Here is a 24,038-nt window from a genome sequence, read left to right on the forward strand (position 1 = left end):
TCGCTTCTCGAGTAGAAGCAAATCAAACTTTAAATTGAAGAGTTTGATCATGGCTCAGATTGAACGCTGGCGGCAGGCCTAACACATGCAAGTCGAGCGGTAGCACAAGGGAGCTTGCTCCCCGGGTGACGAGTGGCGGACGGGTGAGTAGTGTCTGGGAAACTGCCTGATGGAGGGGGGATAACTACTGGAAACGGTAGCTAATACCGCATAACGTCGCAAGACCAAAGTGGGGGACCTTCGGGCCTCACGCCATCAGATGTGCCCAGATGGGATTAGCTAGTAGGTGGGGTAACGGCTCACCTAGGCGACGATCCCTAGCTGGTCTGAGAGGATGACCAGCCACACTGGAACTGAGACACGGTCCAGACTCCTACGGGAGGCAGCAGTGGGGAATATTGCACAATGGGCGCAAGCCTGATGCAGCCATGCCGCGTGTGTGAAGAAGGCCTTCGGGTTGTAAAGCACTTTCAGCGAGGAGGAAGGCAGTAAGGTTAATAACCTTGCTGATTGACGTTACTCGCAGAAGAAGCACCGGCTAACTCCGTGCCAGCAGCCGCGGTAATACGGAGGGTGCAAGCGTTAATCGGAATGACTGGGCGTAAAGCGCACGCAGGCGGTTTGTTAAGTTGGATGTGAAATCCCCGGGCTTAACCTGGGAACTGCATTCAAAACTGGCAAGCTAGAGTCTCGTAGAGGGGGGTAGAATTCCAGGTGTAGCGGTGAAATGCGTAGAGATCTGGAGGAATACCGGTGGCGAAGGCGGCCCCCTGGACGAAGACTGACGCTCAGGTGCGAAAGCGTGGGGAGCAAACAGGATTAGATACCCTGGTAGTCCACGCTGTAAACGATGTCGATTTGGAGGTTGTGCCCTTGAGGCGTGGCTTCCGGAGCTAACGCGTTAAATCGACCGCCTGGGGAGTACGGCCGCAAGGTTAAAACTCAAATGAATTGACGGGGGCCCGCACAAGCGGTGGAGCATGTGGTTTAATTCGATGCAACGCGAAGAACCTTACCTACTCTTGACATCCAGAGAATTTAGCAGAGATGCTTTAGTGCCTTCGGGAACTCTGAGACAGGTGCTGCATGGCTGTCGTCAGCTCGTGTTGTGAAATGTTGGGTTAAGTCCCGCAACGAGCGCAACCCTTATGCTTTGTTGCCAGCGATTCGGTCGGGAACTCAAAGGAGACTGCCAGTGATAAACTGGAGGAAGGTGGGGATGACGTCAAGTCATCATGGCCCTTACGAGTAGGGCTACACACGTGCTACAATGGCGTATACAAAGAGAAGCGACCTCGCGAGAGCAAGCGGACCTCATAAAGTACGTCGTAGTCCGGATTGGAGTCTGCAACTCGACTCCATGAAGTCGGAATCGCTAGTAATCGTAGATCAGAATGCTACGGTGAATACGTTCCCGGGCCTTGTACACACCGCCCGTCACACCATGGGAGTGGGTTGCAAAAGAAGTAGGTAGCTTAACCTTCGGGAGGGCGCTTACCACTTTGTGATTCATGACTGGGGTGAAGTCGTAACAAGGTAACCGTAGGGGAACCTGCGGTTGGATCACCTCCTTACCTAATGATACTGATTCTGTGAAGTGTTCACACAGATTGTCTGATGAAAATGCTGAGCAAAAGCACCTGTTGATGAATGAGTCTCTGACTCATGCTGATACGAACCTATTAGAGCAGTTGAGTTAATCGGGTTTTCGTGTCCCCATCGTCTAGAGGCCCAGGTGTAGTGGTCAACTAATATTGGCCACCGCATTAGACTGTATGTAGAACAGTCGCTCAGATTCGTTTGGAGTTAAGCCGCCGTTATACCAGTGAGGCCGGATAGCGCTGTAATACCCCGTGATGTAGCGGATAATCGCGTCCTGGGCTTCGCTGAAGCTGTTGTAACCCTTTGTCGGCACCCATTCTGTCTTCAGGCTGCGGAAGAACCGCTCCATTGGCGCATTATCCCAGCAGTTACCCCGCCGACTCATACTCTGCTTTATCCGGCAGCGCCACAGGGCTTGCCGGTATTGACGGCTGGTATAGTGGCTGCCCTGGTCGCTGTGGAACATGACTCCTGTTGGTTGTCCCCGGAGTTCCCAGGCCATCTGCAACGCTTTAACTGTCAGCGCCGAGTCCGGCGACGTCGACATGGCCCAGCCCACCGGTTTGCGGGCGAACAGATCTAGCACCACCGCAAGGTAAGCCCAGCATTTGCCCGTCCAGATGTAGGTCACATCGCCGCACCAGACCTGATCCGGCGCGGTAACCGCGAACTGGCGGTTGAGATAGTTCGGTATTTCAACGTGTTCATTGCCGCCGCGTTTGTATTTGTGAGCCGGTCGCTGGCAGCTGGCGATACCCAGCTCCTTCATCAGCTTGCCAGCCAGCCAGCGCCCCATTTTGACACCGGAGCTGCCGGTGACGATGGTCGCGATACTTCGAGCGCCGGCAGAGCCGCCGCTGGCGTTCCAGGCTTCCATGACGCGGCTACACTTAACCACGCGCTCACCGTCGGGTTCATTAGCGGAAGCCTGCCAGTGCCTGTAGCTGCTGCGATGTACCTCAAAAGTTTGGCACAACGCCGTGACCGGGTATCGCGCCCTCAGCCTGTCGACTACCGTGAACCGTTGAGTGAGTCCGACATTAAGAGCGCCGTAGCCTTTTTTAGGATTTCGTTCTCCATTTCAAGGCATTGGACTTTTTTCTTCATCTCACGCAGCTCGAGCTGTTCAGGGGTAAGAGGAAGTCCCGTTGGCGTTTTTCCCTGTCGTTCAAGGCGAAGCTTATTGACCCAGCGACTAATGGCAGAATGGCTGACATTAACCGCCTCTGCGGCCTTAACGTATGTGTAGCCGTGGTCGACAACCAGCTTTGCGGCTTCGAGCTTAAATTCCGCCGTAAAATGTTTACCCATGAGGTCACCTGTCGTGTTGATGAGGTGAGCATATCACCTCCGCTCAGGTGGCCAGTATCAGTGTGCCACTACAAGCTTTGAACGACCATCCACCGCCATTTTTTCAGTGGATTTTCGGGGGATGACTGTTTTTATACCTCTGTTTTTCAGCTCGTTACGTAATACATGCCCGGAGTACGCCTTGTCAGCGAGTACCGCATGACCACGGCGTTTCATACTGCCGTTCTGGCGTTGAACACCAATACCGTCCAAAAGACGTAGTGCAAACTGACTTTCATGAGCCTGACCGGGGCTCAACACGATGTTTAACGGAAGACCGCTTCCGTCTGTAGCCATATGGATTTTGGTGCCAAAACCACCTCGAGAGCGACCCAGCCCATTATCTCCGGTGATATCGGGATGTTTTTTTGAGCACCGGCAGCACATTTCATCGCCCTGATATTGCTACCATCCAGCGCAGTCGCTGACCAGTCCACGAGGCCATGGGCATCAAGTGATGAAAGTAACTTATTAAAAATAAGGTTAATGACTCCCGATTTTGACCATCGGTTAAAGCGGTTATAAACGGTTTTCCATGGGCCGTATCGCTCAGGTAAATCACGCCATGGGGCACCAGAGCACAGCCTCCAGAACATGCCATTGATAATCATGCGATGCTCAGCCCATGGGCGTCCGGCCAGTGGTGTTGCTGGTTCAGCAGGGAGTAAGGGCTGGATGATAGCCCATGCTTCATCGGGATGGTCGTAGCGAGCCATAGTTTAAAATGATGTAGAAACAAACAGTTAGTATAACTCATGGGATTAAGGGACACAGCCTAAATAGCTGTTCCTAATACCGCTACACTTTTGCCTGTCCATGTTTTCCACTGGGAAACGGGCTGACGGTTTCCATGAAGCGGCGAACCTTGTTCAGTAACTGCCACATTGAACAGCATTGATGATTGCGGGTAATGGTTTCATGCAACGCCTGCCATAACTGCTCTACATGATTTACCCATGGTGAGTACACCGGCTGATAAATAACCCTGAATTTCGGGTTTTCTTCCAGCCAGCGCTGCGTCTCCCGGCTTTTGTGAATAATGTAGTTATCAACTATCAGCGTGAGCGTTTTTGCCCGTCTGTACGTTGCTCTCAGATGCTATAACATACTGATAAAAACACGAACTTTTACTGTTTCCTCCAACATAGCTGACTTTTCCCGTCCCGCTGTGTAATGCACCCGCCAGATAATATTTCTCGTTCTGGCCCGGCGTCACGATGCGTTTCTGCTTCCCGCGAACCTGCCAGTCCGCGCCAATTTTGGGATTCAGATGAATATCCACTTCGTCTTCGTAAAAGACGGGATGTTCCGCGCTGCATTGTTCCAGCGCCATCGCGATGGCCTCCATTTTTTCTTCCTTATGCGGGTCGCGGATACGCAGCGTAGGAGCTGCGCGTCGCCACACCAGACCGGCAGAAGGCCGCCAACGGCGCACCGTGGAAGCATGCAACTGGCAACCGGTTATCTCATTGATTTTTATCGCTAGCAGTTCCGTGCTCCAGCGCGAACGCTGATAGCCAAAATCATGAGGGGAACGCTTTACGAGCTGGATTAACAGTGCGCAGATCTGTTCAAACGGCCAGCGACGGCCACGACCGGGCCGCAGAGATTTGAGGCCTTCAATGCCGTACAGGGTGAGCCAGTTAATCCATCTGCCGATTGACGAACGGGCGCAGCAAAGCATTCTGGCGACATCGCTCACGCGCGCGCCCCGGTGCAACATCAGGATGGCGGTCAGCCTGCGGGCGTGATTCTTGTCACGCGTTTTATGGAGAGTTTTCTTCATCAGGCGTCGTTCGTTACGGGGTATCGGTGCTATGCTCGACATCGCTCAGTCCGGTTGATGATTTGGGATCTTTATCGATTGATCAGATCGCTCAACTCGGACTGAGTTCCCTTCAGGTGATCTACTATTCGGAACAGTTATTTAGTATTGGGGTGGGTAAGGGTATTCGCATCATATCGCGCTCAAAATCATGTATGACGCCCACAAAAAAGCCGCTATAAGAGCGGCTATGGCTAGCTTTGCTGTTAGCGCTGTTCGCTTCATGATTCACCTTTGGCCTTGGCTATGGCGGCAACTGCCTTATCGTAATGCTCGCGTGCCAGCCCGTTATTGAGCCAGCCTAAAGCACCTTCCAGCGCCTCAAGCAAATCCGGTGAGGCTTTAATCAGCTCCATATTAGCCTTGCTCACGATTAAATCAGGGTGCCCGTCACTTTTGCTCACAGTCGGGCAAAGTACGCCACCATCCTTACCGTCTGGACCACTCAGGCGGCGAAAGCTATTACTCGTCCACCATTTCCACGGCCCCGGCGTATGCTTACTCATCCTCATCTCCTTAATTCAGGCGTAATTTCGACTGCCCACTGTATTGAAAAATATATGGATTTTCTATTTTTGCCATCAATTCACGATCACTGAAGTCGCTCATGTATTGAGTTTTAATTGACATCCTCCCCGCCCTGAAGGACGGGGCTTTACGGCGCACTGAGTAAAATTTTGCAGATTGGCGGTCAGATCGCTTACACTTGGCTTAACACAGGAGGATCCGCTATGGGCCAGGTTGCATTTGATACTCAAGAGTTCGTTGAAACGCTGGAAAACGCCGGGTTGCCGAAAGACCAGGCCAAGGCGATATCTCTTGTTGTGCGAAAATCACACGAAGTAGCAGATCTTGCTACAAAGCGCGATCTTGAAGATGTGCGCAAAGACCTGTCTTCGGATATTGCCGAAGTGAAGCGCGATATCGCTGACGTTCGCAAAGAGATAGCCGATGTCCGCAAGGACCTGTCCGCAGAGATAGCCGATGTCCGCAAGGACCTATCCGCAGAGATAGCCGATGTCCGTAAGGATATTGATGCTCGTTTCGAGAAGAACGAAGCTCAGATGCAGGCTCGCTTCGAGAAAACTGAAGCTCAGATATCTTTAGTCCGCAAGGATTTACAGCTTGAGATGGCGGGTATTCGCTCAGAGCAGAAGTTAATTCGCTGGATGCTGAGTGCTGGAATTTTGGGTATTATCTCTCTGGTTGTGAAAGCTTTTCTCGTTACGGCCCTTTAATCAATTCTGCCACCTTGGGTTGTTAGCTCAGTTGGTAGAGCAGTGGACTCTTAATCTGTATTAGCTCAGACCTGATCTGACAGTTACCGGTTATTTATACAGGTGTCTGTCAGATTAAATCTGGTTCAGATTTTTTTCTGCCCAGACTCGTTTACCATCAAGTAACGTGCCTATTGGCGTACGCCCGCAGCACATTTTACCCTGATGAGTTCGCTCATTATTGTAATGCCACAACCAGTTGTCCAGATCCTTTTGTAGACTTTCTAGGTCCTCGTATAACTTCTTACGGAACGCAACCTGATAAAAATCCTGCGAAATAGTTTTATGGAAGTGTAGTGGCACACTGATACTGGCCACCTGAGCGGAGGTGATATGCTCACCTCATCAACACGACAGGTGACCTCATGGGTAAACATTTTACGGCGGAATTTAAGCTCGAAGCCGCAAAGCTGGTTGTCGACCACGGCTACACATACGTTAAGGCCGCAGAGGCGGTTAATGTCAGCCATTCTGCCATTAGTCGCTGGGTCAATAAGCTTCGCCTTGAACGACAGGGAAAAACGCCAACGGGACTTCCTCTTACCCCTGAACAGCTCGAGCTGCGTGAGATGAAGAAAAAAGTCCAATGCCTTGAAATGGAGAACGAAATCCTAAAAAAGGCTACGGCGCTCTTAATGTCGGACTCACTCAACGGTTCACGGTAGTCGACAGGCTGAGGGCGCGATACCCGGTCACGGCGTTGTGCCAAACTTTTGAGGTACATCGCAGCAGCTACAGGCACTGGCAGGCTTCCGCTAATGAACCCGACGGTGAGCGCGTGGTTAAGTGTAGTCGCGTCATGGAAGCCTGGAACGCCAGCGGCGGCTCTGCCGGCGCTCGAAGTATCGCGACCATCGTCACCGGCAGCTCTGGTGTCAAAATGGGGCGCTGGCTGGCTGGCAAGCTGATGAAGGAGCTGGGTATCGCCAGCTGCCAGCGACCGGCTCACAAATACAAACGCGGCGGCAATGAACACGTTGAAATACCGAACTATCTCAACCGCCAGTTCGCGGTTACCGCGCCGGATCAGGTCTGGTGCGGCGATGTGACCTACATCTGGACGGGCAAATGCTGGGCTTACCTTGCGGTGGTGCTAGACCTGTTCGCCCGCAAACCGGTGGGCTGGGCCATGTCGACGTCGCCGGACTCGGCGCTGACAGTTAAAGCGTTGCAGATAGCCTGGGAACTCCGGGGACAACCAACAGGAGTCATGTTCCACAGCGACCAGGGCAGCCACTATACCAGCCGTCAATACCGGCAAGCCCTGTGGCGCTGCCGGATAAAGCAGAGTATGAATCGGCGGGGTAACTGCTGGGATAATGCGCCAATGGAGCGGTTTTTCCGCAGCCTGAAGACAGAATGGGTGCCGACAAAGGGTTACAACAGCTTCAGCGAAGCCCAGGACGCGATTATCCGCTACATCACGGGGTATTACAGCGCTATCCGGCCTCACTGGTATAACGGCGGCTTAACTCCAAACGAATCTGAGCGACTGTTCTACATACAGTCTAATGCGGTGGCCAATATTAGTTGACCACTACAGTGTCAAAATATTCTGCAAGACCAACTCGATTTTGCGCTGGTCTTTGGTCAGCAAGTGCCTGCCGCCCTGCTGGCCGAGCCGCTGTTTCAAGCCTATATGGTCGCTGTGTTGCCCAAAGACAGCACGCAGAACGGGCCGGTATCGCTGGAGTGGCTCTGTTCCAATAACCTGCTGATGATGCAGCAGCAAGATCCGTTAGGCCAGGTGCTGCACCGTGCGTTACGCGCCAAAGGACTGACACCGATGTCATCGGTATATATTAAAACCTACTCAGTGATTGCCGATATGGTGCTGCCAGGCGGCGGCGCGAGTATCGTCGATCTGTTTACCGCGCATCGCTATGCCGATATGTTGAAAATCGTACCGATTGCACAGCCGCTGCCGTTCGAAGTGACACTGATCAGCCGCGGCGACAACCCGCAATCACGCGCCGCATTACAGCTGAAGCAACTGATGAAAAACAAATGCTGGGAGATTGCCCAACAAAACGAAGGTCTGTTTCACGCGGCATAATGCGGCAGCGTTCTGAAATCCTGGTGTGCGCCAGCCACTCAACTGATTTTATCCTACCCTGCAAAACCATGGGCGCGTTATACTCGCCTTATCACTTGCTAAACAGGTAAATACCGATGATCCGCAGTATGACCGCCTACGCCCGCCGTGACATCAAGGGCGGCTGGGGTAACGCCGCGTGGGAGCTTCGCTCCGTTAACCAGCGTTATCTTGAAACATACATCCGTTTACCGGAACAGTTCCGCAGTCTGGAGCCGGTGATTCGTGAGCGTATTCGCGCCCGTCTGACGCGCGGAAAAATCGAATGCAACCTGCGTTTTGAACTCGACCCGAGTGCGCAAGGCAGCTTGATCCTGAATGAAAAGTTGGCAAAACAACTGGTTGAAGCCGCCAACTGGGTCAAAATGCAGAGTGATGAGGGGGAAATCAATCCCGTTGATATCCTGCGTTGGCCGGGCGTGATGTCCGCGCAAGAGCAAGATCTCGATGCGATCAGCAAGGAGTTGATGACCGCACTGGAAAAAGCGCTGAATGATTTTATCACCGCGCGCGAGACCGAAGGTGCCGCGCTGAAGCTGCTCATTGAACAACGCCTTGCGGGCGTGAGTGCCGAAGTGGTGAAAGTGCGCACACACATGCCGACCATTCTGCAATGGCAGCACGAACGCCTGCTCAACAAGCTGGAAGAAGCGCAGGTGCAGTTAGAAAACAACCGGCTGGAACAGGAACTGGTGCTGTTAGCACAGCGTGTTGACGTTGCCGAAGAGCTAGACCGGCTCGAAGCGCACGTTAAAGAGACCTACAACATCCTGAAAAAACCGGAAGCCGTTGGCCGCCGTCTGGACTTCATGATGCAAGAATTCAACCGCGAATCTAATACTTTGGCCTCCAAATCCATCAACGCCGACGTCACTGCCAGCGCCATTGAGCTGAAGGTACTGATTGAGCAGATGCGCGAGCAAATCCAGAACATTGAGTAATTCCAAGTAGCATACATTGAATTCCACAACGCTCTTTTCAGGGCGTTTTTATTGCCAGCAACCCCATCGTTAGAAGACAAATGAAGCAAGCCGTTCTGATCGCTTCCGAAGATCGTTTCTCGGACAACGGGAAGGGGTTAACATCAACACTCAGGACTAACCATATAATTTTTATCATTGAATCAAACAGCGCTAAGCGTACAACTGAAATGTACATTTCAGGAGACATATCATGCGTACTTACACCTCAACGCAGGCACGGGCCAAGATTTCAGAGGTATTGGATGCGGCCACGCATGGCGAACCGGTTGAAATCACTCGTCGAGACGGTAGCGCAGCAGTGGTTATCAGCAAGGCTGAATTTGAGGCATACTAAAACGCTAAGCTGGATGCCGAGTTTGATATGATGATGCAACGTCATGGTCATACGGTTGAAGCGCTGACAAACCGATGATAGGGATCAGCACTCAGGAAGTTATCGCTTTCCATAACCGCATCTTGTCATGGCGAGCTGACAGCCCTGGGCAGGCAACTACCTGACAACCTGCAACGCCACATGCAGCAAGTATTCCACCTCAAAATCTCCTGAGCCACTTCTCGCAGAGAAATGGATATCACCCACGTAACGCCCTGGCGGCAAGGTTGCATTATCGTCTGCCGAGAACACCAACTCAGCATCCATACCATTCCCGGCCTTGGCACAGCCAATCGCGTCATTGAGCGGCCTGAGCTTACAGCCAGAGTGGCGATACCCTCTGAATTTCACCGTATAGCGATTTTCATTCGCTTGATTCATCAACGTCGCTGCTAAAGCCTGATCGTTACGTGATGACCAGACCAATTGCTGGGGGCCAAGGGTCGGCGCTTTTGCGACAAACCCTAGGCTGTGTCCCTTAATTACATAACCTCTGGTAAAACAGGCGGATGCAGCCCAGTTTCAACATTGCCAGATAATTCCTCGCCGTTTTGTCGTAACGTGTCGCAATGCGACGGTATTCTTTCAGATGGCCAAAGCACCGCTCAACAACGTTCCGATTGCGGTAGGCGTCACGATCGAGCTTTGAACGACCATCCACCGCCATTTTTTCAGTGGATTTTCGGGGGATGACAGTTTTTATACCTCTGTTTTTCAGCTCGTTACGTAATACATGCCCGGAGTACGCCTTGTCAGCGAGTACCGCATGACCACGGCGTTTCATACTGCCGTTCTGGCGTTGAACACCAATACCGTCCAAAAGACGTAGTGCAAACTGACTTTCATGAGCCTGACCGGGGCTCAACACGATGTTTAACGGAAGACCACTTCCGTCTGTAGCCAGATGGATTTTGGTGCCAAAACCACCTCGAGAGCGACCCAGCCCATTATCTCCGGTGATATCGGGATGTTTTTTTGAGCACCGGCAGCACATTTCAGCGCCCTGATATTGCTACCATCCAGCGCAGTCGCTGACCAGTCCACGAGGCCATGGGCATCAAGTGATGAAAGTAACTTATTGAAAATAATGTTAATGACTCCCGATTTTGACCATCGGTTAAAGCGGTTATAAACGGTTTTCCATGGGCCGTATCGCTCAGGTAAATCACGCCATGGGGCACCAGAGCACAGCCCCCAGAACATGCCATTGATAATCATGCGATGCTCAGCCCATGGGCGTCCGGCCTGTGGTGTTGCTGGTTCAGCAGGGAGTAAGGGCTGGATGATAGCCCATGCTTCATCGGGAAGGTCGTAGCGAGCCATAGTTCAAAATGATCTAGAAACAAACAGTTAGTATAACTCATGAGATTAAGGGACACAGCCTAATTCTGCTGGCGATTATGACTCTGGTAAAGGTAGCGATACCGTTTTTGCCTATGGTGCTGGTGTTCAGATAGTGCCAGCAGCAAATTGGAGTATTGATCTGGGCTATGAAGGATCAAAGTTCAAAGCAGTAAAAATCAACGGATTCAATATCGGCCTTGACTATCGCTTCTGATCCTCAATAGAGTGACTACGCCGAAGTGGACTTCGGCGTTTCCTTTCCCTCTAGAGAATCTGTCATCGCATGCTCGTCGTCAGGCGTAAACCGATGCTTGGCGTGGTAATGCTGCCACACGGTAAAATTTTCATTATCCATAGGTTTGGCATACAAAAATCCCTGAATGTAGCCCACACCGTGTTGTGTCAGGTAGTGAAGCTGACGCGCGGTTTCCACCCCTTCTGCTACTATCTTCAAATTAAGGCGGTGAGTGAGACTGATAATGGTATCTAAAATCGGCGTCTCTTCTTCCTGTGACGAAATGGTGCGAACAAACCCCTGATCGACTTTCAAGTAATCGAGAGGGAAGCTTTGCAGGTAAGACAGAGAGCAATGGCCAGTGCCAAAATCATCAATCGCGACATGTATGCCTGCCTGACGTAGTTGTTGCAAGCGCTGCGCCACTTCCGGTCCTGCGCTAATGAGACTGCGCTCGGTCAGTTCTAGCGTTATCAAAAAGCGGTGGGCCGCCACATTCGCCGCAAACTGGCGGATATCGGCGATAAATTCGCTGTCTTGCAGATGCTCAGCCGACACATTCAAGCCCAGATGAAAATTCGGCTCGATATGCCAACTGGTAACGTCTTCCTCCACCAGTTTCAACAAATGGCGTGTCAGTGGGATAATCATATTTTCCGCTTCAACGGCGGCAATAAACACATCCGGGCGAATCCACTGTCCATCGGCGCGCCGCCAGCGCAATAACGCTTCTGCGCCGGTGCAGCGTTGTGCCTCGGTACCGTAAACCGGCTGATAGTAGACAGAAAACTCATTGTTGGTGATGCCGCGGCGTAATTCGTCCTGAAAGGAGAGCTTGCGTTTTTGCCAATACAGCGCGGCCAGAATAAACAGCGCGGAAAGTACCAGTGTGAGCGGCAACAGCGTCAGAAAGGCAAACTGCCAGGCCTTACCCATTTCTGTAGCGGGAGCGGTAATGGAGACAACAATGGGGAAGCGTTCCGATGTGATGTGATATTCGACACCAGAAAGCCATTCAGGTTGATGCGGTACGGTGGTGGCACTGGGATGAATCAAATCGCCATCCCCCACTCTGATATTCAGTTGAAAGCCTCACAGCTTGTTGACAGCATTCATTAGCGTCACCAGATATTGCGCATCAACCAGGCCAAAAGCGCCCCAACCATCGTCCGGCGTGCGAATAAAAATGAGCGTTGGGCTGATGTCGGCATCTTTGATCTGATCGACAGAGAGGCTCCAGGCGGGAGGTAATTTTGCCGGAAGCGGCATAATGATCACATCGCTGATTTCCAGAGCGTTATGGGCAAACAGCGAGGAGCAGTAAATGCTCTTGTCATAGGTCAGGCCGATGGAGCGAAAATAAGCGAACTGCGCGCTGAGCCGTTGGAGATCGTCTCTGATATCCTCACACAGCTTTCCTTGCAGCGGTTGCAGGGCTTCCAGCAGTGACCAGGCACGGGTGGTAATGCTTTCCGCCTGATCGAGCGCCAGCGTTGCCGTGGATTGCAGATCTCGTTGCACGATTTGTCGTGATTCAACAAAGGTGAAAAGTAATATCAATAGCAATGGGAATACCCCGGCGCAGAGAATCAGCCAGCGGCCCCGTTGTTGTGCGCGTTTATGCTGTGGACTCACGTCACTACTCCTTGGTACCACGTAGATATGACTCTGCCTGTCGTGGCGTATATCAATGTGAAGAACCAGGCAGCCAGCGCACCCTGAAACGCGTCGCGACATAAATATGTCTACGCGCTTTTTAAGTATATCAATCCGCTGTAAATCGATCGGAAATTGTTTTGAACGCAAAGGATGAAAAAAAGGGAGCCACGAGACGGCTCCCTGAAGGGGGCGGCAAACGTTAGCCTTCGTTGAGAATAAACATGCCGTAAGGGTGAATCTGCAAATAGAGGTCGTCGCCCACGTTGGGTTGCAAATGGGTGGCATTTACCTGTAGCAGCAGCGATTGCCCGTGCCAGATGACGCTCACTTCATACTGTGAACCCATGTAAGCCCATATCGTTATACACATCGTTCTAACGCACTGTTTAATCAATGAGTTACGGGTTTATCTCAGAGTGGCATTTTGAACCTCAAAAAGCCAATGGGATGGCTTGAATGCCTTAATTCACGGGGTTCTGAGCATCCTGTTCAAAAAATGGCCAAAAGATGTGTATAACGATATGAGTTTTACTACCTAATACTGATTGAGGCAATTCCTGATTGTAGAGCCAAACATATCGATGCAGAGTGATCTCAAGCTCTTCACCAGAATTGAAATGGTGGCTCTGCAGCACATCTTCTATGCGCCCATTAAATCGCTCGACCATACCATTTGTTTGAGGATGCATCGGTGGGCTAAGTCGGTGTTCTATATCAGGCTCTGCACACAAACGGTCGAATTCATGTTTCCCGGTGGCTGAACGTTTTCGCAGACCAAAAAGACGGTCTGTAAATTCCTTGCCATTGTCTGTAAGTACCCGATGGATAGCCATGGGACATGCCCGGTTAAGATCACGCAAGAAACGCCGCGCATTAGCCGCCGTCTTGGCTTTGTAGAGACGGATAAAAACCCATCGAGTCGCGCGATCTATACCTACGAAAAGATAGCGTCGCGAGGTTTCATTTGACATTTGTGGAAGATATTTCACATCAACATGCAGATAACCAGGTTCGTAGCTTTTAAACGCTTTGTGCTTTGGTTTTGGTGCTTTCTCCTTCATGTCACGCAAACTCCCCACTCCGTGCCTGCGTAAACAGCGATCCAGGCCAGATCGAGATACGGCGGGATTCAAGAATTCGCGTACGACCGCCAACAGATCGTCAAGAGGAAGAAAAAGCGTTTTTCGCAGGGAGACAGCCACGGCTTCCTGAGCCGGCGACAGAGTCGTCTGCAAACGATGGGGAATATGGCTATGATCCTCAACACTATCTCGTTTTTTCCATTTATAAACAGTCAGTTAAGAGATACCATAACGCTTAGACAAAGTAGATGCAGGCTCGTTGCTTGCCTGAAGAGATGCTCTGATTTTAGGTGTTGTAGTTGCCTGACGATGGAGTCTAATCATCATGATATTTTGCCCTCAACTATATCCCTCAGTAGCCATCTTGCCATGAACAGCGCGGTGCGACGAGGGTCTATATAATGATCCGGTACTAGGCTGTGTCCCTTAATCCCATGAGTTATACTAACTGTTTGTTTCTACATTATTTTAAACTATGGCTCGCTACGACCTTCCCGATGAAGCATGGGCTATCATCCAGCCCTTACTCCCTGCTGAACCAGCAACACCACAGGCCGGACGCCCATGGGCTGAGCATCGCATGATTATCAATGGCATGTTCTGGGTGCTGTGCTCTGGTGCCCCATGGCGTGATTTACCTGAGCGATACGGCCCATGGAAAACCGTTTATAACCGCTTTAACCGATGGTCAAAATCGGGAGTCATTAACATTATTTTCAATAAGTTACTTTCATCACTTGATGCCCATGGCCTCGTGGACTGGTCAGCGGCTGCGCTGGATGGTAGCAATATCAGGGCGCTGAAATGTGCTGCCGGTGCTCAAAAAAACATCCCGATATCACCGGAGATAATGGGCTGGGTCGCTCTCGAGGTGGTTTTGGCACCAAAATCCATATGGCTACAGACGGAAGTGGTCTTCCGTTAAACATCGTGTTGAGCCCCGGTCAGGCTCATGAAAGTCAGTTTGCACTACGTCTTTTGGACGGTATTGGTGTTCAACGCCAGAACGGCAGTATGAAACGCCGTGGTCATGCGGTACTCGCTGACAAGGCGTACTCCGGGCATGTATTACGTAACGAGCTGAAAAACAGAGGTATAAAAACAGTCATCCCCCGAAAATCCACTGAAAAAATGGCGGTGGATGGTCGTTCAAAGCTTGTAGTGGCACACTGATACTGGCCACCTGAGCGGAGGTGATATGCTCACCTCATCAACACGACAGGTGACCTCATGGGTAAACATTTTACGGCGGAATTTAAGCTCGAAGCCGCAAAGCTGGTTGTCGACCACGGCTACACATACGTTAAGGCCGCAGAGGCGGTTAATGTCAGCCATTCTGCCATTAGTCGCTGGGTCAATAAGCTTCGCCTTGAACGACAGGGAAAAACGCCAACGGGACTTCCTCTTACCCCTGAACAGCTCGAGCTGCGTGAGATGAAGAAAAAAGTCCAATGCCTTGAAATGGAGAACGAAATCCTAAAAAAGGCTACGGCGCTCTTAATGTCGGACTCACTCAACGGTTCACGGTAGTCGACAGGCTGAGGGCGCGATACCCGGTCACGGCGTTGTGCCAAACTTTTGAGGTACATCGCAGCAGCTACAGGCACTGGCAGGCTTCCGCTAATGAACCCGACGGTGAGCGCGTGGTTAAGTGTAGTCGCGTCATGGAAGCCTGGAACGCCAGCGGCGGCTCTGCCGGCGCTCGAAGTATCGCGACCATCGTCACCGGCAGCTCTGGTGTCAAAATGGGGCGCTGGCTGGCTGGCAAGCTGATGAAGGAGCTGGGTATCGCCAGCTGCCAGCGACCGGCTCACAAATACAAACGCGGCGGCAATGAACACGTTGAAATACCGAACTATCTCAACCGCCAGTTCGCGGTTACCGCGCCGGATCAGGTCTGGTGCGGCGATGTGACCTACATCTGGACGGGCAAATGCTGGGCTTACCTTGCGGTGGTGCTAGACCTGTTCGCCCGCAAACCGGTGGGCTGGGCCATGTCGACGTCGCCGGACTCGGCGCTGACAGTTAAAGCGTTGCAGATGGCCTGGGAACTCCGGGGACAACCAACAGGAGTCATGTTCCACAGCGACCAGGGCAGCCACTATACCAGCCGTCAATACCGGCAAGCCCTGTGGCGCTGCCGGATAAAGCAGAGTATGAGTCGGCGGGGTAACTGCTGGGATAATGCGCCAATGGAGCGGTTCTTCCGCAGCCTGAAGACAGAATGGGTGCCGACAAAGGGTTACAACAGCTTCAGCGAAGCCCAGGACGCGATTATCCGCTACATCACGGGGTATTACAGCGCTATCCGGCCTCACTGGTATAACGGCGGCTTAACTCCAAACGAATCTGAGCGACTGTTCTACATACAGTCTAATGCGGTGGCCAATATTAGTTGACCACTACAGATTTGAGCATCAGTAAGTACGATGCCTTCTCTGGCAACTTTTTCCTCAAGTGCCTTCAGGCGCTTACGAAAGTTTTCCAGATCGTGTCGTTGCCAGATGGAGCGCACACCGCTGCCAGAAATGAAGACGCCTTTTTTACGCAGCTCATTACTGGTCCGGTGCTGGCCATGAGCCGGGAACTCAATGGCGTAATCAACAACCGCACGTTCAGTGGCTTCATCAGCACGGTTTTTCAGGTTGGGAACCCGGCGGTTTTGGTTAACCAGAGCGTCAATGCCGCCTTCTGCCGCCAGTTCCTGATAGCGATAAAACGTGTCGCGTGACACCCCCATGATTTTACAGGCTTTTGATACGTTACCGAGTTCTTCGGCGAGATTGAGCAGGCCGGCTTTGTGTTTGATGATGGGATTGTTAGTATGAAGCATGAGAGTTACCTCGTGTTTTGTATAAGGATTCGACACCCATATCAAAACCGGTAACTCTCAACCTTTCAAGGTCCAGTGTCAGATCAAGTCGCGACTAATACATCTAATCCGATGATTACCCAAACTTTCTATTTATTCAACAAAGCCGATTATTTTGCCAGTAATAATAGAAGGAATGCAGTTACTTGCCATGGATCGTCTTAATTCAGTAGGTTATATCAGCCAGATTAAACTTGCCATACGACCTGTAGTTCCATCGCGGCGATATGAGAAAAATTTGTCGGCCTGAGTCACAGTACAGGCATCGCCACCAAAAATTTTCGTCACGCCCTGAGCTTGCAAGCGCAAACGAGCTAATTGGTAGATATCGGCAATGAACTTGTTATCCTTAGCGATAAATGCGTCTGCGGCAACAGGGTGCAGTTCAATAAAAGCATCACGCATCTCAGGGCCAACCTCAAACGCCTGCGGCCCGATCGCCGGCCCAAGCCATGCCATCACGGACGACGCAGGGGCGCGGAAATGACGCAATGTCGCTTCCAGCAAGCCAGAACACAGGCCGCGCCAGCCCGCGTGCGCAGCAGCCACTTCATCACCGCGATCCGAGCAAAACAGCACCGGCAAACAGTCTGCGGTCATCACCGCACACACTAGACCAGGTTGGTTGGTGTAGGCCGCATCACCGGTCGGCACGCCTGACGCCGAAGACGCTAATGAAACCACCTGCGTTCCATGCACTTGATTTAGCCACTGCGGCATCGCAGGCAAATCGGCCAGCGTGACCAGTCGCTGACGATTATCTAACACCGCCTCTGGTCGATCGCCTACATGCGCACCAAGATTCAACGAATCATAGGGCGTTTGGCTCACGCCTCCCCTTCGCGTGGTACTACAGGCACGCACACGTTGCGGTGCAGGCCAGTCAGGCAGTATCAGTTCGCTCGTCATCAGCCTCTCGTCACCAGTCATATTGATCTTTGAACGCCTCGGCGTCCGCTTTTAATACCTCAATTAAATCAACCATATCTTGTGGTATGGGGGCATGCCACTCCATTTCAATCCCGCTGATGGGATGATAAAGGCGTAGCATGGTCGCGTGTAGCGCCTGACGATCGAACGTGCGCAGTGCTGTCACCAGTTCCTCTGATGCCCCCTTAGGCAAGCGAGGACGACCGCAATACAGTTGATCGCCCACCAGCGGATGATTGATGTGCGCCATATGAACACGAATCTGGTGCGTACGACCCGTTTCAAGACGCAGGCGTAGGCGCGTATGGCTGCGAAAATGCTCCATAATGCGGTAATGGGTGACGGCCGGTTTTCCCATGGGATGCACCGACATATGGGTGCGTTTGGTGGGATGACGGCTCATCGGTTCATTGACTGTGCCTCCGGCCGTCATGCGACCAATCGCAACGGCTTCGTACTCACGTGTGATTTCACGCGCCTGAAGCGATTCCACCAGTCGCGTTTGCGCTGGCACGGTTTTCGCTACCACCATCAATCCCGTGGTGTCTTTATCCAGGCGGTGCACAATGCCTGCGCGCGGAACATAGCCAATAGCCGGAAAATGGTGCAGCAACGCATTGAGCACGGTGCCGTCCGGGTTGCCCGCGCCAGGATGAACCACCAAATCGCGCGGTTTATTGATCACCAGAATGTCTTGATCTTCATAAACGATATCCAGTGCGATATCTTGTGCTTCCCAGCGAACCTCTTCATCGATCAAGGCATCAATCGTAATGGCTTCACCGCCTGACACTTTCTCTTTTGGCTTATTTATCATATTGCCGTTAATCTGTACCCGATCGTCCAGGATCCATTCTTTTATGCGAGAACGGGAATAATCAGGGAACAATTCGGCCAAAGCCTGATCTAACCGTTGACCGAGTTGAGACTCAGCCACCATTGCGGTGAGTTGTACTTGTTGTGCCATAGTTGCAGCTTCTTCGTTAACGTTGGGTTTTCGCGGCGATGCCGTTTAAAATAATGTACTATTGTTGCTAGTCTTACCCGGGAGCGTAACGGCCAGTCTCCCGGCATAACACTCTGAGGATAATCAAAACGTTATGATGCGTATGAAATATCTGGTGGCTGCAGCCACGTTGAGCCTGGCGCTAGCGGGTTGTTCCAACAGCTCCAAGGATACGGTTCCTGACAGTCCGCCTTCTGAAATTTATGCTACCGCTCAACAAAAATTGCAGGACGGTAACTTTAAAGCAGCAATCACGCAGTTGGAAGCATTGGATAACCGATATCCTTTCGGGCCCTATTCTCAGCAAGTGCAGCTTGACCTGATTTATGCTTATTACAAGTCCGCAGAACTGGCGATGGCGCAAGCCTCCATTGACCGTTTCCTGCGCCTCAACCCTACACACCCAAGTGTGGACTATGTGCTGTACATGCGTGGTTTAACCAACATGGCTCAGGATGATAGCGCACTTCAGGGGTTCTTCGGCGTTGACCGCTCTGACCGCGATCCACAATATGCACGCGCGGCTTTTCGTGACTTCCGCCAGTTGCTGCAAGCGTATCCTCGCAGCCAGTTTGCCACGGATGCGGGCAAACGTCTGGTATTCCTGAAAGAGCGTTTAGCTAAATACGAACTTTCAGTGGCGGAATATTACACCAAACGCGGTGCCTACGTCGCCGTTGTTAATCGTGTAGAACAGATGATGCGTGATTTCCCGGACACGCAAGCGACAAAAAGAGCGCTTCCGCTAATGGAAAATGCTTATAGAGAACTCCAGCTGCTGGGCCAGGCGGATAAAGTCGCGAAAATCGTCGAGGCCAATCCCGCTTAACCAGAGAGCAGCACGGCCCCTACTCACACGCGTAAACATAAAAAAAACGGCAACCTTGGTTTGCCGTTTTTTTATTCCAACGCAGGAACAGTATCCGAGCATCATCCCGACACTGACCTGGTCTGGACGCCATCGATGTCATTGATAATGCCACCAGTTGCATCAGGTCTCAAGCCTTGCATTGCGCTTCCTCTATGTGCTTCACAAATTGCAACGAGGTGATCCGACCAGCCAAATAAAAGTGATGTAGATCACGATTTTTATCCCATTTACGGCTATGCTGAAGTTATCTAAGTGAGACGGCAAAAGCAGAGAGGTATGTTATATGACGATCAACATTACCAGTAAGCAAATGGAAATCACCCCCGCAATACGTCAGCATGTCGAAGACCGTCTAACCAAGCTGGATAAATGGCAAACTCACCTGATTAACCCACATATTATTTTATCCAAAGAACCGGTGGGTTTTGTTGCCGATGCGACTATTAGTACGCCTAATGGTCCCTTGGTCGCCAGCGCCAAGCATGAAGATTGTAGTGGCACACTGATACTGGCCACCTGATCGGAGGTGATATGCTCACCTCATCAACACGACAGGTGGCCTCATGGGTAAACATTTTACGGCGGAATTTAAGCTCGAAGCCGCAAAGCTGGTTGTCGACCACGGCTACACATACGTTAAGGCCGCAGAGGCGGTTAATGTCAGCCATTCTGCCATTAGTCGCTGGGTCAATAAGCTTCGCCTTGAACGACAGGGAAAAACGCCAACGGGACTTCCTCTTACCCCTGAACAGCTCGAGCTGCGTGAGATGAAGAAAAAAGTCCAATGCCTTGAAATGGAGAACGAAATCCTAAAAAAGGCTACGGCGCTCTTAATGTCGGACTCACTCAACGGTTCACGGTAGTCGACAGGCTGAGGGCGCGATACCCGGTCACGGCGTTGTGCCAAACTTTTGAGGTACATCGCAGCAGCTACAGGCACTGGCAGGCTTCCGCTAATGAACCCGACGGTGAGCGCGTGGTTAAGTGTAGCCGCGTCATGGAAGCCTGGAACGCCAGCGGCGGCTCTGCCGGCGCTCGAAGTATCGCGACCATCGTCACCGGCAGCTCCGGTGTCAAAATGGGGCGCTGGCTGGCTGGCAAGCTGATGAAGGAGCTGGGTATCGCCAGCTGCCAGCGACCGGCTCACAAATACAAACGCGGCGGCAATGAACACGTTGAAATACCGAACTATCTCAACCGCCAGTTCGCGGTTACCGCGCCGGATCAGGTCTGGTGCGGCGATGTGACCTACATCTGGACGGGCAAATGCTGGGCTTACCTTGCGGTGGTGCTAGATCTGTTCGCCCGCAAACCGGTGGGCTGGGCCATGTCGACGTCGCCGGACTCGGCGCTGACAGTTAAAGCGTTGCAGATGGCCTGGGAACTCCGGGGACAACCAACAGGAGTCATGTTCCACAGCGACCAGGGCAGCCACTATACCAGCCGTCAATACCGGCAAGCCCTGTGGCGCTGCCGGATAAAGCAGAGTATGAGTCGGCGGGGTAACTGCTGGGATAATGCGCCAATGGAGCGGTTCTTCCGCAGCCTGAAGACAGAATGGGTGCCGACAAAGGGTTACAACAGCTTCAGCGAAGCCCAGGACGCGATTATCCGCTACATCACGGGGTATTACAGCGCTATCCGGCCTCACTGGTATAACGGCGGCTTAACTCCAAACGAATCTGAGCGACTGTTCTACATACAGTCTAATGCGGTGGCCAATATTAGTTGACCACTACAATATGTACGCTGCCATTAATGAGCTGCTCGCGAAACTGGAGCGCCAACTGAACAAGATGCAGCATAAGGGAGAAGCACGTCGAGCAACGACTGCTGGGGTCAAAGACGCGGATATTGAGTTGTCATAACCGAAACCTTCAGATAACAGTAGCCAACAACGCGCCGTCAGGGCGCGTTTTTGCTTCTGAGGATAAGGCCCCTTCGCTTTTTAGTTGACAGAACGAAAAGCCAACAGTTACTTTACAGGGGTACTTTCACCCCATGAGAGCGCTAGCGCTTAACAGGCAACCAATGAGCCACACACCGTTTTTCTTTGTATTCTTTTTTACCTTCCCCTGATTGGGAGACGATTCGTCATATTGAAAGAATACGAAGACGAACCAGAAAGCCTACTGAACAGGGGGCTTTTTTTATGCACTTATTTATACGCACTGTATGGATAAAAATGAGTTTACAGGTAACACAACCATGACAGACAACCCTTTACTGGCCTTACGTGAACGTATCACCGAGTTGGATTTAAAACTGCTTGAACTGCTGGCCGAACGGCGAGAGTTGGCATTGGAAGTGACACGCGCAAAGTTACATACGCATCGCCCGATTCGCGACAAAGAACGAGAAAGAGATTTGCTGGATAAGCTCATCGAAGCGGCAAAACCTCATCATCTTGATGGGCATTATATTACGCGCCTGTTTCAACTAATTATTGAAGACTCAGTGCTAACGCAGCAGGCGCTGTTGCAGCACCATCTTAACCCCACCGGAGCCCACTCGGCGCGTGTCGCCTTTCTTGGCCCCAAAGGCTCCTACTCCCATCTGGCTGCCCGGCAGTATGCCGCACGCCATTTTGAACAGTTGGTTGAGTGCGGCTGCCAGAAGTTTCAGGATATCTTCGCGATGGTCGAAACCGGCCAAGCCGACTACGGCGTTCTACCCATTGAGAACACCACATCGGGTGCAATCAATGACGTGTACGATCTACTGCAACATACCGGGCTGTCGATTGTGGGCGAGCTTACCCACCCCATCGATCACTGTATGCTGGTCGCTACCGACACGGATTTAAGCCAAATTACGACCGTCTACAGCCATCCACAACCCTTCCAGCAGTGCAGCCATTTTATCCAGCGTTATCCACAATGGAAAATCGAATATTGTGAAAGCACGGCGGCTGCGATGGAAAAAGTCGCATCATTGAATTCTCCCCACGCCGCCGCGCTGGGCAGCGAGGCCGGTGGATTACTTTATCAATTGCGCGTGCTGGAACATAACCTGGCAAACCAGACCCAAAACACCACCCGCTTTATCGTGTTGGCACGTAAGCCGATTGATGTCTCTGAGCAAGTCCCCGCCAAAACCACCTTGATTATGGCGACGGGTCAGCAATCGGGAGCATTAGTGGAAGCACTGCTGGTGCTGCGCGAACACAGCATCATTATGACAAAACTGGAATCTCGTCCTATTTACGGTAACCCCTGGGAAGAGATGTTTTATATTGATGTGCAGGCTAACCTGCGCGGGGATGGATTACAAAAAGCACTGAAAGAGTTATCGGGCATCACACGCTCACTGAAAGTGCTCGGCTGTTACCCCAGTGAGAACGTCGTCCCCGTTGAGATGCACTGAGTGTAGCGCTCCCAGACGCCTGGCTGGGAGCGCCTCTCCGCTATCTAGATGCGGCTGTCGTTAGCCTGTTTCAGCAAGGCTCGACTTTCCACCTGAAAACGCTGGGCATAATCACCAAACCAATGCTCTACTTTCTTGAAGCTGGCGATAAACGCCGCCTTGTCTTTGCTTTCCAACAGTGCAATCGCTTCACCAAAACGGGCGTAATAGCGTTTGATCAAGGCCAGATTATTTTCGGATGACATGATGATATCGGCATAAAGCTGCGGGTCTTGTGCGAACAGCCGCCCTACCATCACCAGCTCCAACCGGTAAATGGGTGAAGACAATGCAAGTAATTGCTCAAGCTGCACATTCTCTTCCGCCAAATGCAACCCGTAGGCAAAAGTGGCAAAGTGACGCAACGCCTGAATAAACATCATATTTTGATCGTGTTCAACCGCACTGATGCGATGCAGCCGGGCGCCCCATACCTGAATTTGCTCCAACAGCCATTGATACGCTTCAGGCTGGCGACCATCGCAATACACCACGACTTGCTTAGCTAGGCTACCGCTGTCTGGTCCGAACATCGGGTGTAAGCCTACGACAGGGCCGGAATGTGCCGCCAGCATCGCCTGCAACGGCCCATTTTTGACCGAAGCCAGATCCACCAGAATACAATCCTCCGGCAAACGCGGTAACTGTGCAATCACCTGTTCCGTCACGTGAATGGGCACACTAACGATCACCATACCAGCATCCGCCAACAGGCTGTCAGCCTGCGGCCAATCTTCTTTTTCCAACAGCCTTACTTCATAGCCGGACAGACGCAACATTTTTTCGAACATACGTCCCATCTGCCCGCGTCCACCCACAATGACGACAGGCCGCAGCTGCAGACACAGTGTTTTAAAGCCTTTGTCATTTTCACTGGCGTAGGATTCTCGCATCACTCGGCGCAGAACGTCCTCAATGAGATCCGCAGGCACGTTTAGGGCCTCGGCCTCTTCACGACGAGAACGCAGCATCGCAGCCTCGCGATCGGGAGCATAGATAGGTAGACCATAGCGGCTTTTTACCTCTCCGACTTCTGCCACTAGTGCCAACCTGCGCGCCAACAAACCAAGCAGCGCCTTATCCACCTCATCAATCTGATCCCGCAACGCGGTCAGTTCTGCAACCATGT

At 51.9% G+C, this 24,038-nt stretch carries 17 protein-coding genes, 1 rRNA gene, 12 pseudogenes and 1 other annotated feature; of the genes and pseudogenes, 15 read left to right on the plus strand and 15 right to left on the minus strand.

The annotated features are described in order from the left end of the window. Positions 1-31 precede the first annotated feature (31 nt). Positions 32-1,574, plus strand: a 16S ribosomal RNA gene (locus ACWWJF_RS14310). Positions 1,575-1,744: 170 nt separating this feature from the next. Here the strand turns inward: ACWWJF_RS14310 and ACWWJF_RS14315 are convergent. From ACWWJF_RS14315 to ACWWJF_RS14330, 4 genes and pseudogenes are all read right to left on the minus strand, one after another. Next, a protein-coding gene (locus tag ACWWJF_RS14315; RefSeq protein WP_455868400.1) for an IS3 family transposase occupies positions 1,745-2,913 on the minus strand; the annotation gives its coding sequence in 2 pieces (ribosomal slippage) (positions 1,745-2,658 and positions 2,658-2,913; 1,170 coding nt in all). Positions 2,914-2,985: 72 nt separating this feature from the next. After that, positions 2,986-3,668 (minus strand): annotated as a pseudogene (locus ACWWJF_RS14320) (IS5 family transposase); the annotation flags it as partial. Between the two features lie 82 nt (positions 3,669-3,750). Beyond that, a pseudogene (locus ACWWJF_RS14325) lies at positions 3,751-4,780 on the minus strand (IS630 family transposase). A gap of 218 nt (positions 4,781-4,998) precedes the next feature. Then, positions 4,999-5,181: a hypothetical protein gene (locus ACWWJF_RS14330; protein ID WP_455869812.1), complete on the minus strand. Its 183-nt coding sequence runs from the start codon at positions 5,179-5,181 to the stop codon at positions 4,999-5,001. 327 nt (positions 5,182-5,508) lie between these two features. Here ACWWJF_RS14330 and ACWWJF_RS14335 point away from each other — a divergent pair, with 327 nt between their 5' ends. Then, positions 5,509-6,015 (plus strand): coiled-coil domain-containing protein, encoded by a 507-nt coding sequence (locus ACWWJF_RS14335; RefSeq protein ID WP_455869813.1) that lies wholly within the window; start codon positions 5,509-5,511, stop codon positions 6,013-6,015. Between the two features lie 114 nt (positions 6,016-6,129). On the opposite strand, the pseudogene ACWWJF_RS14340 reads toward ACWWJF_RS14335, so the two are convergent. Further along, positions 6,130-6,345: pseudogene (locus tag ACWWJF_RS14340) on the minus strand (IS481 family transposase); the annotation flags it as partial. A gap of 74 nt (positions 6,346-6,419) precedes the next feature. Between ACWWJF_RS14340 and ACWWJF_RS14345 the strand changes: the two are divergent. The 4 genes and pseudogenes from ACWWJF_RS14345 to ACWWJF_RS14360 all read left to right on the plus strand — a co-directional run bounded on the left by ACWWJF_RS14345 (position 6,420) and on the right by ACWWJF_RS14360 (position 9,544). Then, positions 6,420-7,588, plus strand: a protein-coding gene (locus tag ACWWJF_RS14345; protein ID WP_455869814.1) for an IS3 family transposase whose coding sequence is annotated in 2 segments (ribosomal slippage) — positions 6,420-6,675 and positions 6,675-7,588 — 1,170 coding nt in all. Because the reading frame shifts where the segments join, the coding sequence is not laid out codon by codon here. A gap of 9 nt (positions 7,589-7,597) precedes the next feature. Further along, positions 7,598-8,110: pseudogene (locus ACWWJF_RS14350) on the plus strand (substrate-binding domain-containing protein); the annotation flags it as partial. Positions 8,111-8,226: 116 nt separating this feature from the next. Beyond that, positions 8,227-9,090: a YicC/YloC family endoribonuclease gene (locus ACWWJF_RS14355; RefSeq protein WP_455869815.1), complete on the plus strand. Its 864-nt coding sequence runs from the start codon at positions 8,227-8,229 to the stop codon at positions 9,088-9,090. A 232-nt stretch (positions 9,091-9,322) separates the two neighbouring features. Beyond that, positions 9,323-9,544: pseudogene (locus ACWWJF_RS14360) on the plus strand (type II toxin-antitoxin system Phd/YefM family antitoxin). Between the two features lie 78 nt (positions 9,545-9,622). Here ACWWJF_RS14360 and ACWWJF_RS14365 read toward each other — a convergent pair. Beyond that, entirely contained in the window at positions 9,623-9,886 is a 264-nt protein-coding gene (locus ACWWJF_RS14365; protein WP_455869816.1) for a hypothetical protein, read from the minus strand. Between the two features lie 97 nt (positions 9,887-9,983). Next, a protein-coding gene (locus ACWWJF_RS14370) for an IS5 family transposase (RefSeq protein WP_455869817.1) occupies positions 9,984-10,828 on the minus strand; the annotation gives its coding sequence in 2 pieces (ribosomal slippage) (positions 9,984-10,483 and positions 10,483-10,828; 846 coding nt in all). Between the two features lie 85 nt (positions 10,829-10,913). Here ACWWJF_RS14370 and ACWWJF_RS14375 point away from each other — a divergent pair. After that, positions 10,914-11,063 (plus strand): annotated as a pseudogene (locus ACWWJF_RS14375) (Ail/Lom family outer membrane beta-barrel protein); the annotation flags it as partial. Positions 11,064-11,078: 15 nt separating this feature from the next. Here ACWWJF_RS14375 and ACWWJF_RS14380 read toward each other — a convergent pair. From ACWWJF_RS14380 to ACWWJF_RS14395, 4 genes and pseudogenes are all read right to left on the minus strand, one after another. Continuing rightward, on the minus strand, positions 11,079-12,140 hold the full coding sequence (locus ACWWJF_RS14380) for an EAL domain-containing protein (RefSeq protein ID WP_455869818.1): 1,062 nt from the start codon (positions 12,138-12,140) through the stop codon (positions 11,079-11,081). A gap of 36 nt (positions 12,141-12,176) precedes the next feature. After that, the gene (locus ACWWJF_RS14385) at positions 12,177-12,605 is read right to left on the minus strand and encodes a CSS-motif domain-containing protein (protein WP_455869819.1); all 429 of its coding nucleotides are present in this window, start codon (positions 12,603-12,605) and stop codon (positions 12,177-12,179) included. Between the two features lie 337 nt (positions 12,606-12,942). Continuing rightward, positions 12,943-13,107, minus strand: a pseudogene (locus ACWWJF_RS14390) (ABC transporter ATP-binding protein); the annotation flags it as partial. Positions 13,108-13,204: 97 nt separating this feature from the next. Continuing rightward, a pseudogene (locus ACWWJF_RS14395) lies at positions 13,205-14,152 on the minus strand (IS481 family transposase). A gap of 148 nt (positions 14,153-14,300) precedes the next feature. Here ACWWJF_RS14395 and ACWWJF_RS14400 point away from each other — a divergent pair. Both ACWWJF_RS14400 and ACWWJF_RS14405 read left to right on the plus strand, forming a co-directional pair. After that, a pseudogene (locus tag ACWWJF_RS14400) lies at positions 14,301-14,983 on the plus strand (IS5 family transposase); the annotation flags it as partial. A gap of 72 nt (positions 14,984-15,055) precedes the next feature. Further along, positions 15,056-16,224 (plus strand): IS3 family transposase gene (locus tag ACWWJF_RS14405; protein ID WP_455868400.1). Its coding sequence is split into 2 segments (ribosomal slippage): positions 15,056-15,311 and positions 15,311-16,224, totalling 1,170 coding nucleotides; the frame shifts between segments, so codons are not numbered across the junction. Between the two features lie 2 nt (positions 16,225-16,226). On the opposite strand, the pseudogene ACWWJF_RS14410 reads toward ACWWJF_RS14405, so the two are convergent. From ACWWJF_RS14410 to rluD, 3 genes and pseudogenes are all read right to left on the minus strand, one after another. Continuing rightward, a pseudogene (locus ACWWJF_RS14410) lies at positions 16,227-16,658 on the minus strand (helix-turn-helix domain-containing protein); the annotation flags it as partial. A 213-nt stretch (positions 16,659-16,871) separates the two neighbouring features. After that, positions 16,872-17,606 (minus strand): purine nucleoside phosphorylase YfiH, encoded by a 735-nt coding sequence (gene yfiH, locus ACWWJF_RS14415; protein ID WP_455869820.1) that lies wholly within the window; start codon positions 17,604-17,606, stop codon positions 16,872-16,874. A gap of 10 nt (positions 17,607-17,616) precedes the next feature. Further along, positions 17,617-18,594 carry a 23S rRNA pseudouridine(1911/1915/1917) synthase RluD gene (gene rluD / locus ACWWJF_RS14420; RefSeq protein ID WP_455869821.1) on the minus strand — a complete coding sequence of 326 codons (978 nt, stop codon included), beginning with the start codon at positions 18,592-18,594 and terminating at the stop codon, positions 17,617-17,619. Positions 18,595-18,727: 133 nt separating this feature from the next. On the opposite strand from rluD, the gene bamD reads away from it, so the two are divergent. The 6 genes and pseudogenes from bamD to pheA all read left to right on the plus strand — a co-directional run bounded on the left by bamD (position 18,728) and on the right by pheA (position 22,870). Then, entirely contained in the window at positions 18,728-19,462 is a 735-nt protein-coding gene (gene bamD / locus ACWWJF_RS14425; RefSeq protein WP_455869822.1) for an outer membrane protein assembly factor BamD, read from the plus strand. A gap of 325 nt (positions 19,463-19,787) precedes the next feature. Beyond that, positions 19,788-19,994, plus strand: a pseudogene (gene hpf, locus ACWWJF_RS14430) (ribosome hibernation-promoting factor, HPF/YfiA family); the annotation flags it as partial. A gap of 73 nt (positions 19,995-20,067) precedes the next feature. Further along, positions 20,068-21,236, plus strand: a protein-coding gene (locus ACWWJF_RS14435; protein ID WP_455868400.1) for an IS3 family transposase whose coding sequence is annotated in 2 segments (ribosomal slippage) — positions 20,068-20,323 and positions 20,323-21,236 — 1,170 coding nt in all. Because the reading frame shifts where the segments join, the coding sequence is not laid out codon by codon here. Between the two features lies 1 nt (position 21,237). After that, a pseudogene (locus tag ACWWJF_RS14440) lies at positions 21,238-21,372 on the plus strand (translation inhibitor protein RaiA); the annotation flags it as partial. Between the two features lie 162 nt (positions 21,373-21,534). Continuing rightward, positions 21,535-21,658: a sequence feature (Phe leader region), on the plus strand. Next, positions 21,536-21,583, plus strand: a complete 48-nt coding sequence (gene pheL, locus ACWWJF_RS14445) for a pheA operon leader peptide PheL (protein ID WP_196907589.1) — start codon at positions 21,536-21,538, stop codon at positions 21,581-21,583. It overlaps the preceding feature by 48 nt. A 54-nt stretch (positions 21,659-21,712) precedes the next feature. Continuing rightward, positions 21,713-22,870, plus strand: a complete 1,158-nt coding sequence (gene pheA, locus ACWWJF_RS14450) for a bifunctional chorismate mutase/prephenate dehydratase (protein ID WP_455871096.1) — start codon at positions 21,713-21,715, stop codon at positions 22,868-22,870. A 44-nt stretch (positions 22,871-22,914) separates the two neighbouring features. Here pheA and tyrA read toward each other — a convergent pair whose 3' ends face one another. Beyond that, positions 22,915-24,036: a bifunctional chorismate mutase/prephenate dehydrogenase gene (gene tyrA / locus ACWWJF_RS14455; protein WP_455869823.1), complete on the minus strand. Its 1,122-nt coding sequence runs from the start codon at positions 24,034-24,036 to the stop codon at positions 22,915-22,917. Between the last annotated feature and the right edge of the window lie 2 nt (positions 24,037-24,038).

This window comes from Symbiopectobacterium sp. Eva_TO (genome assembly GCF_053848865.1).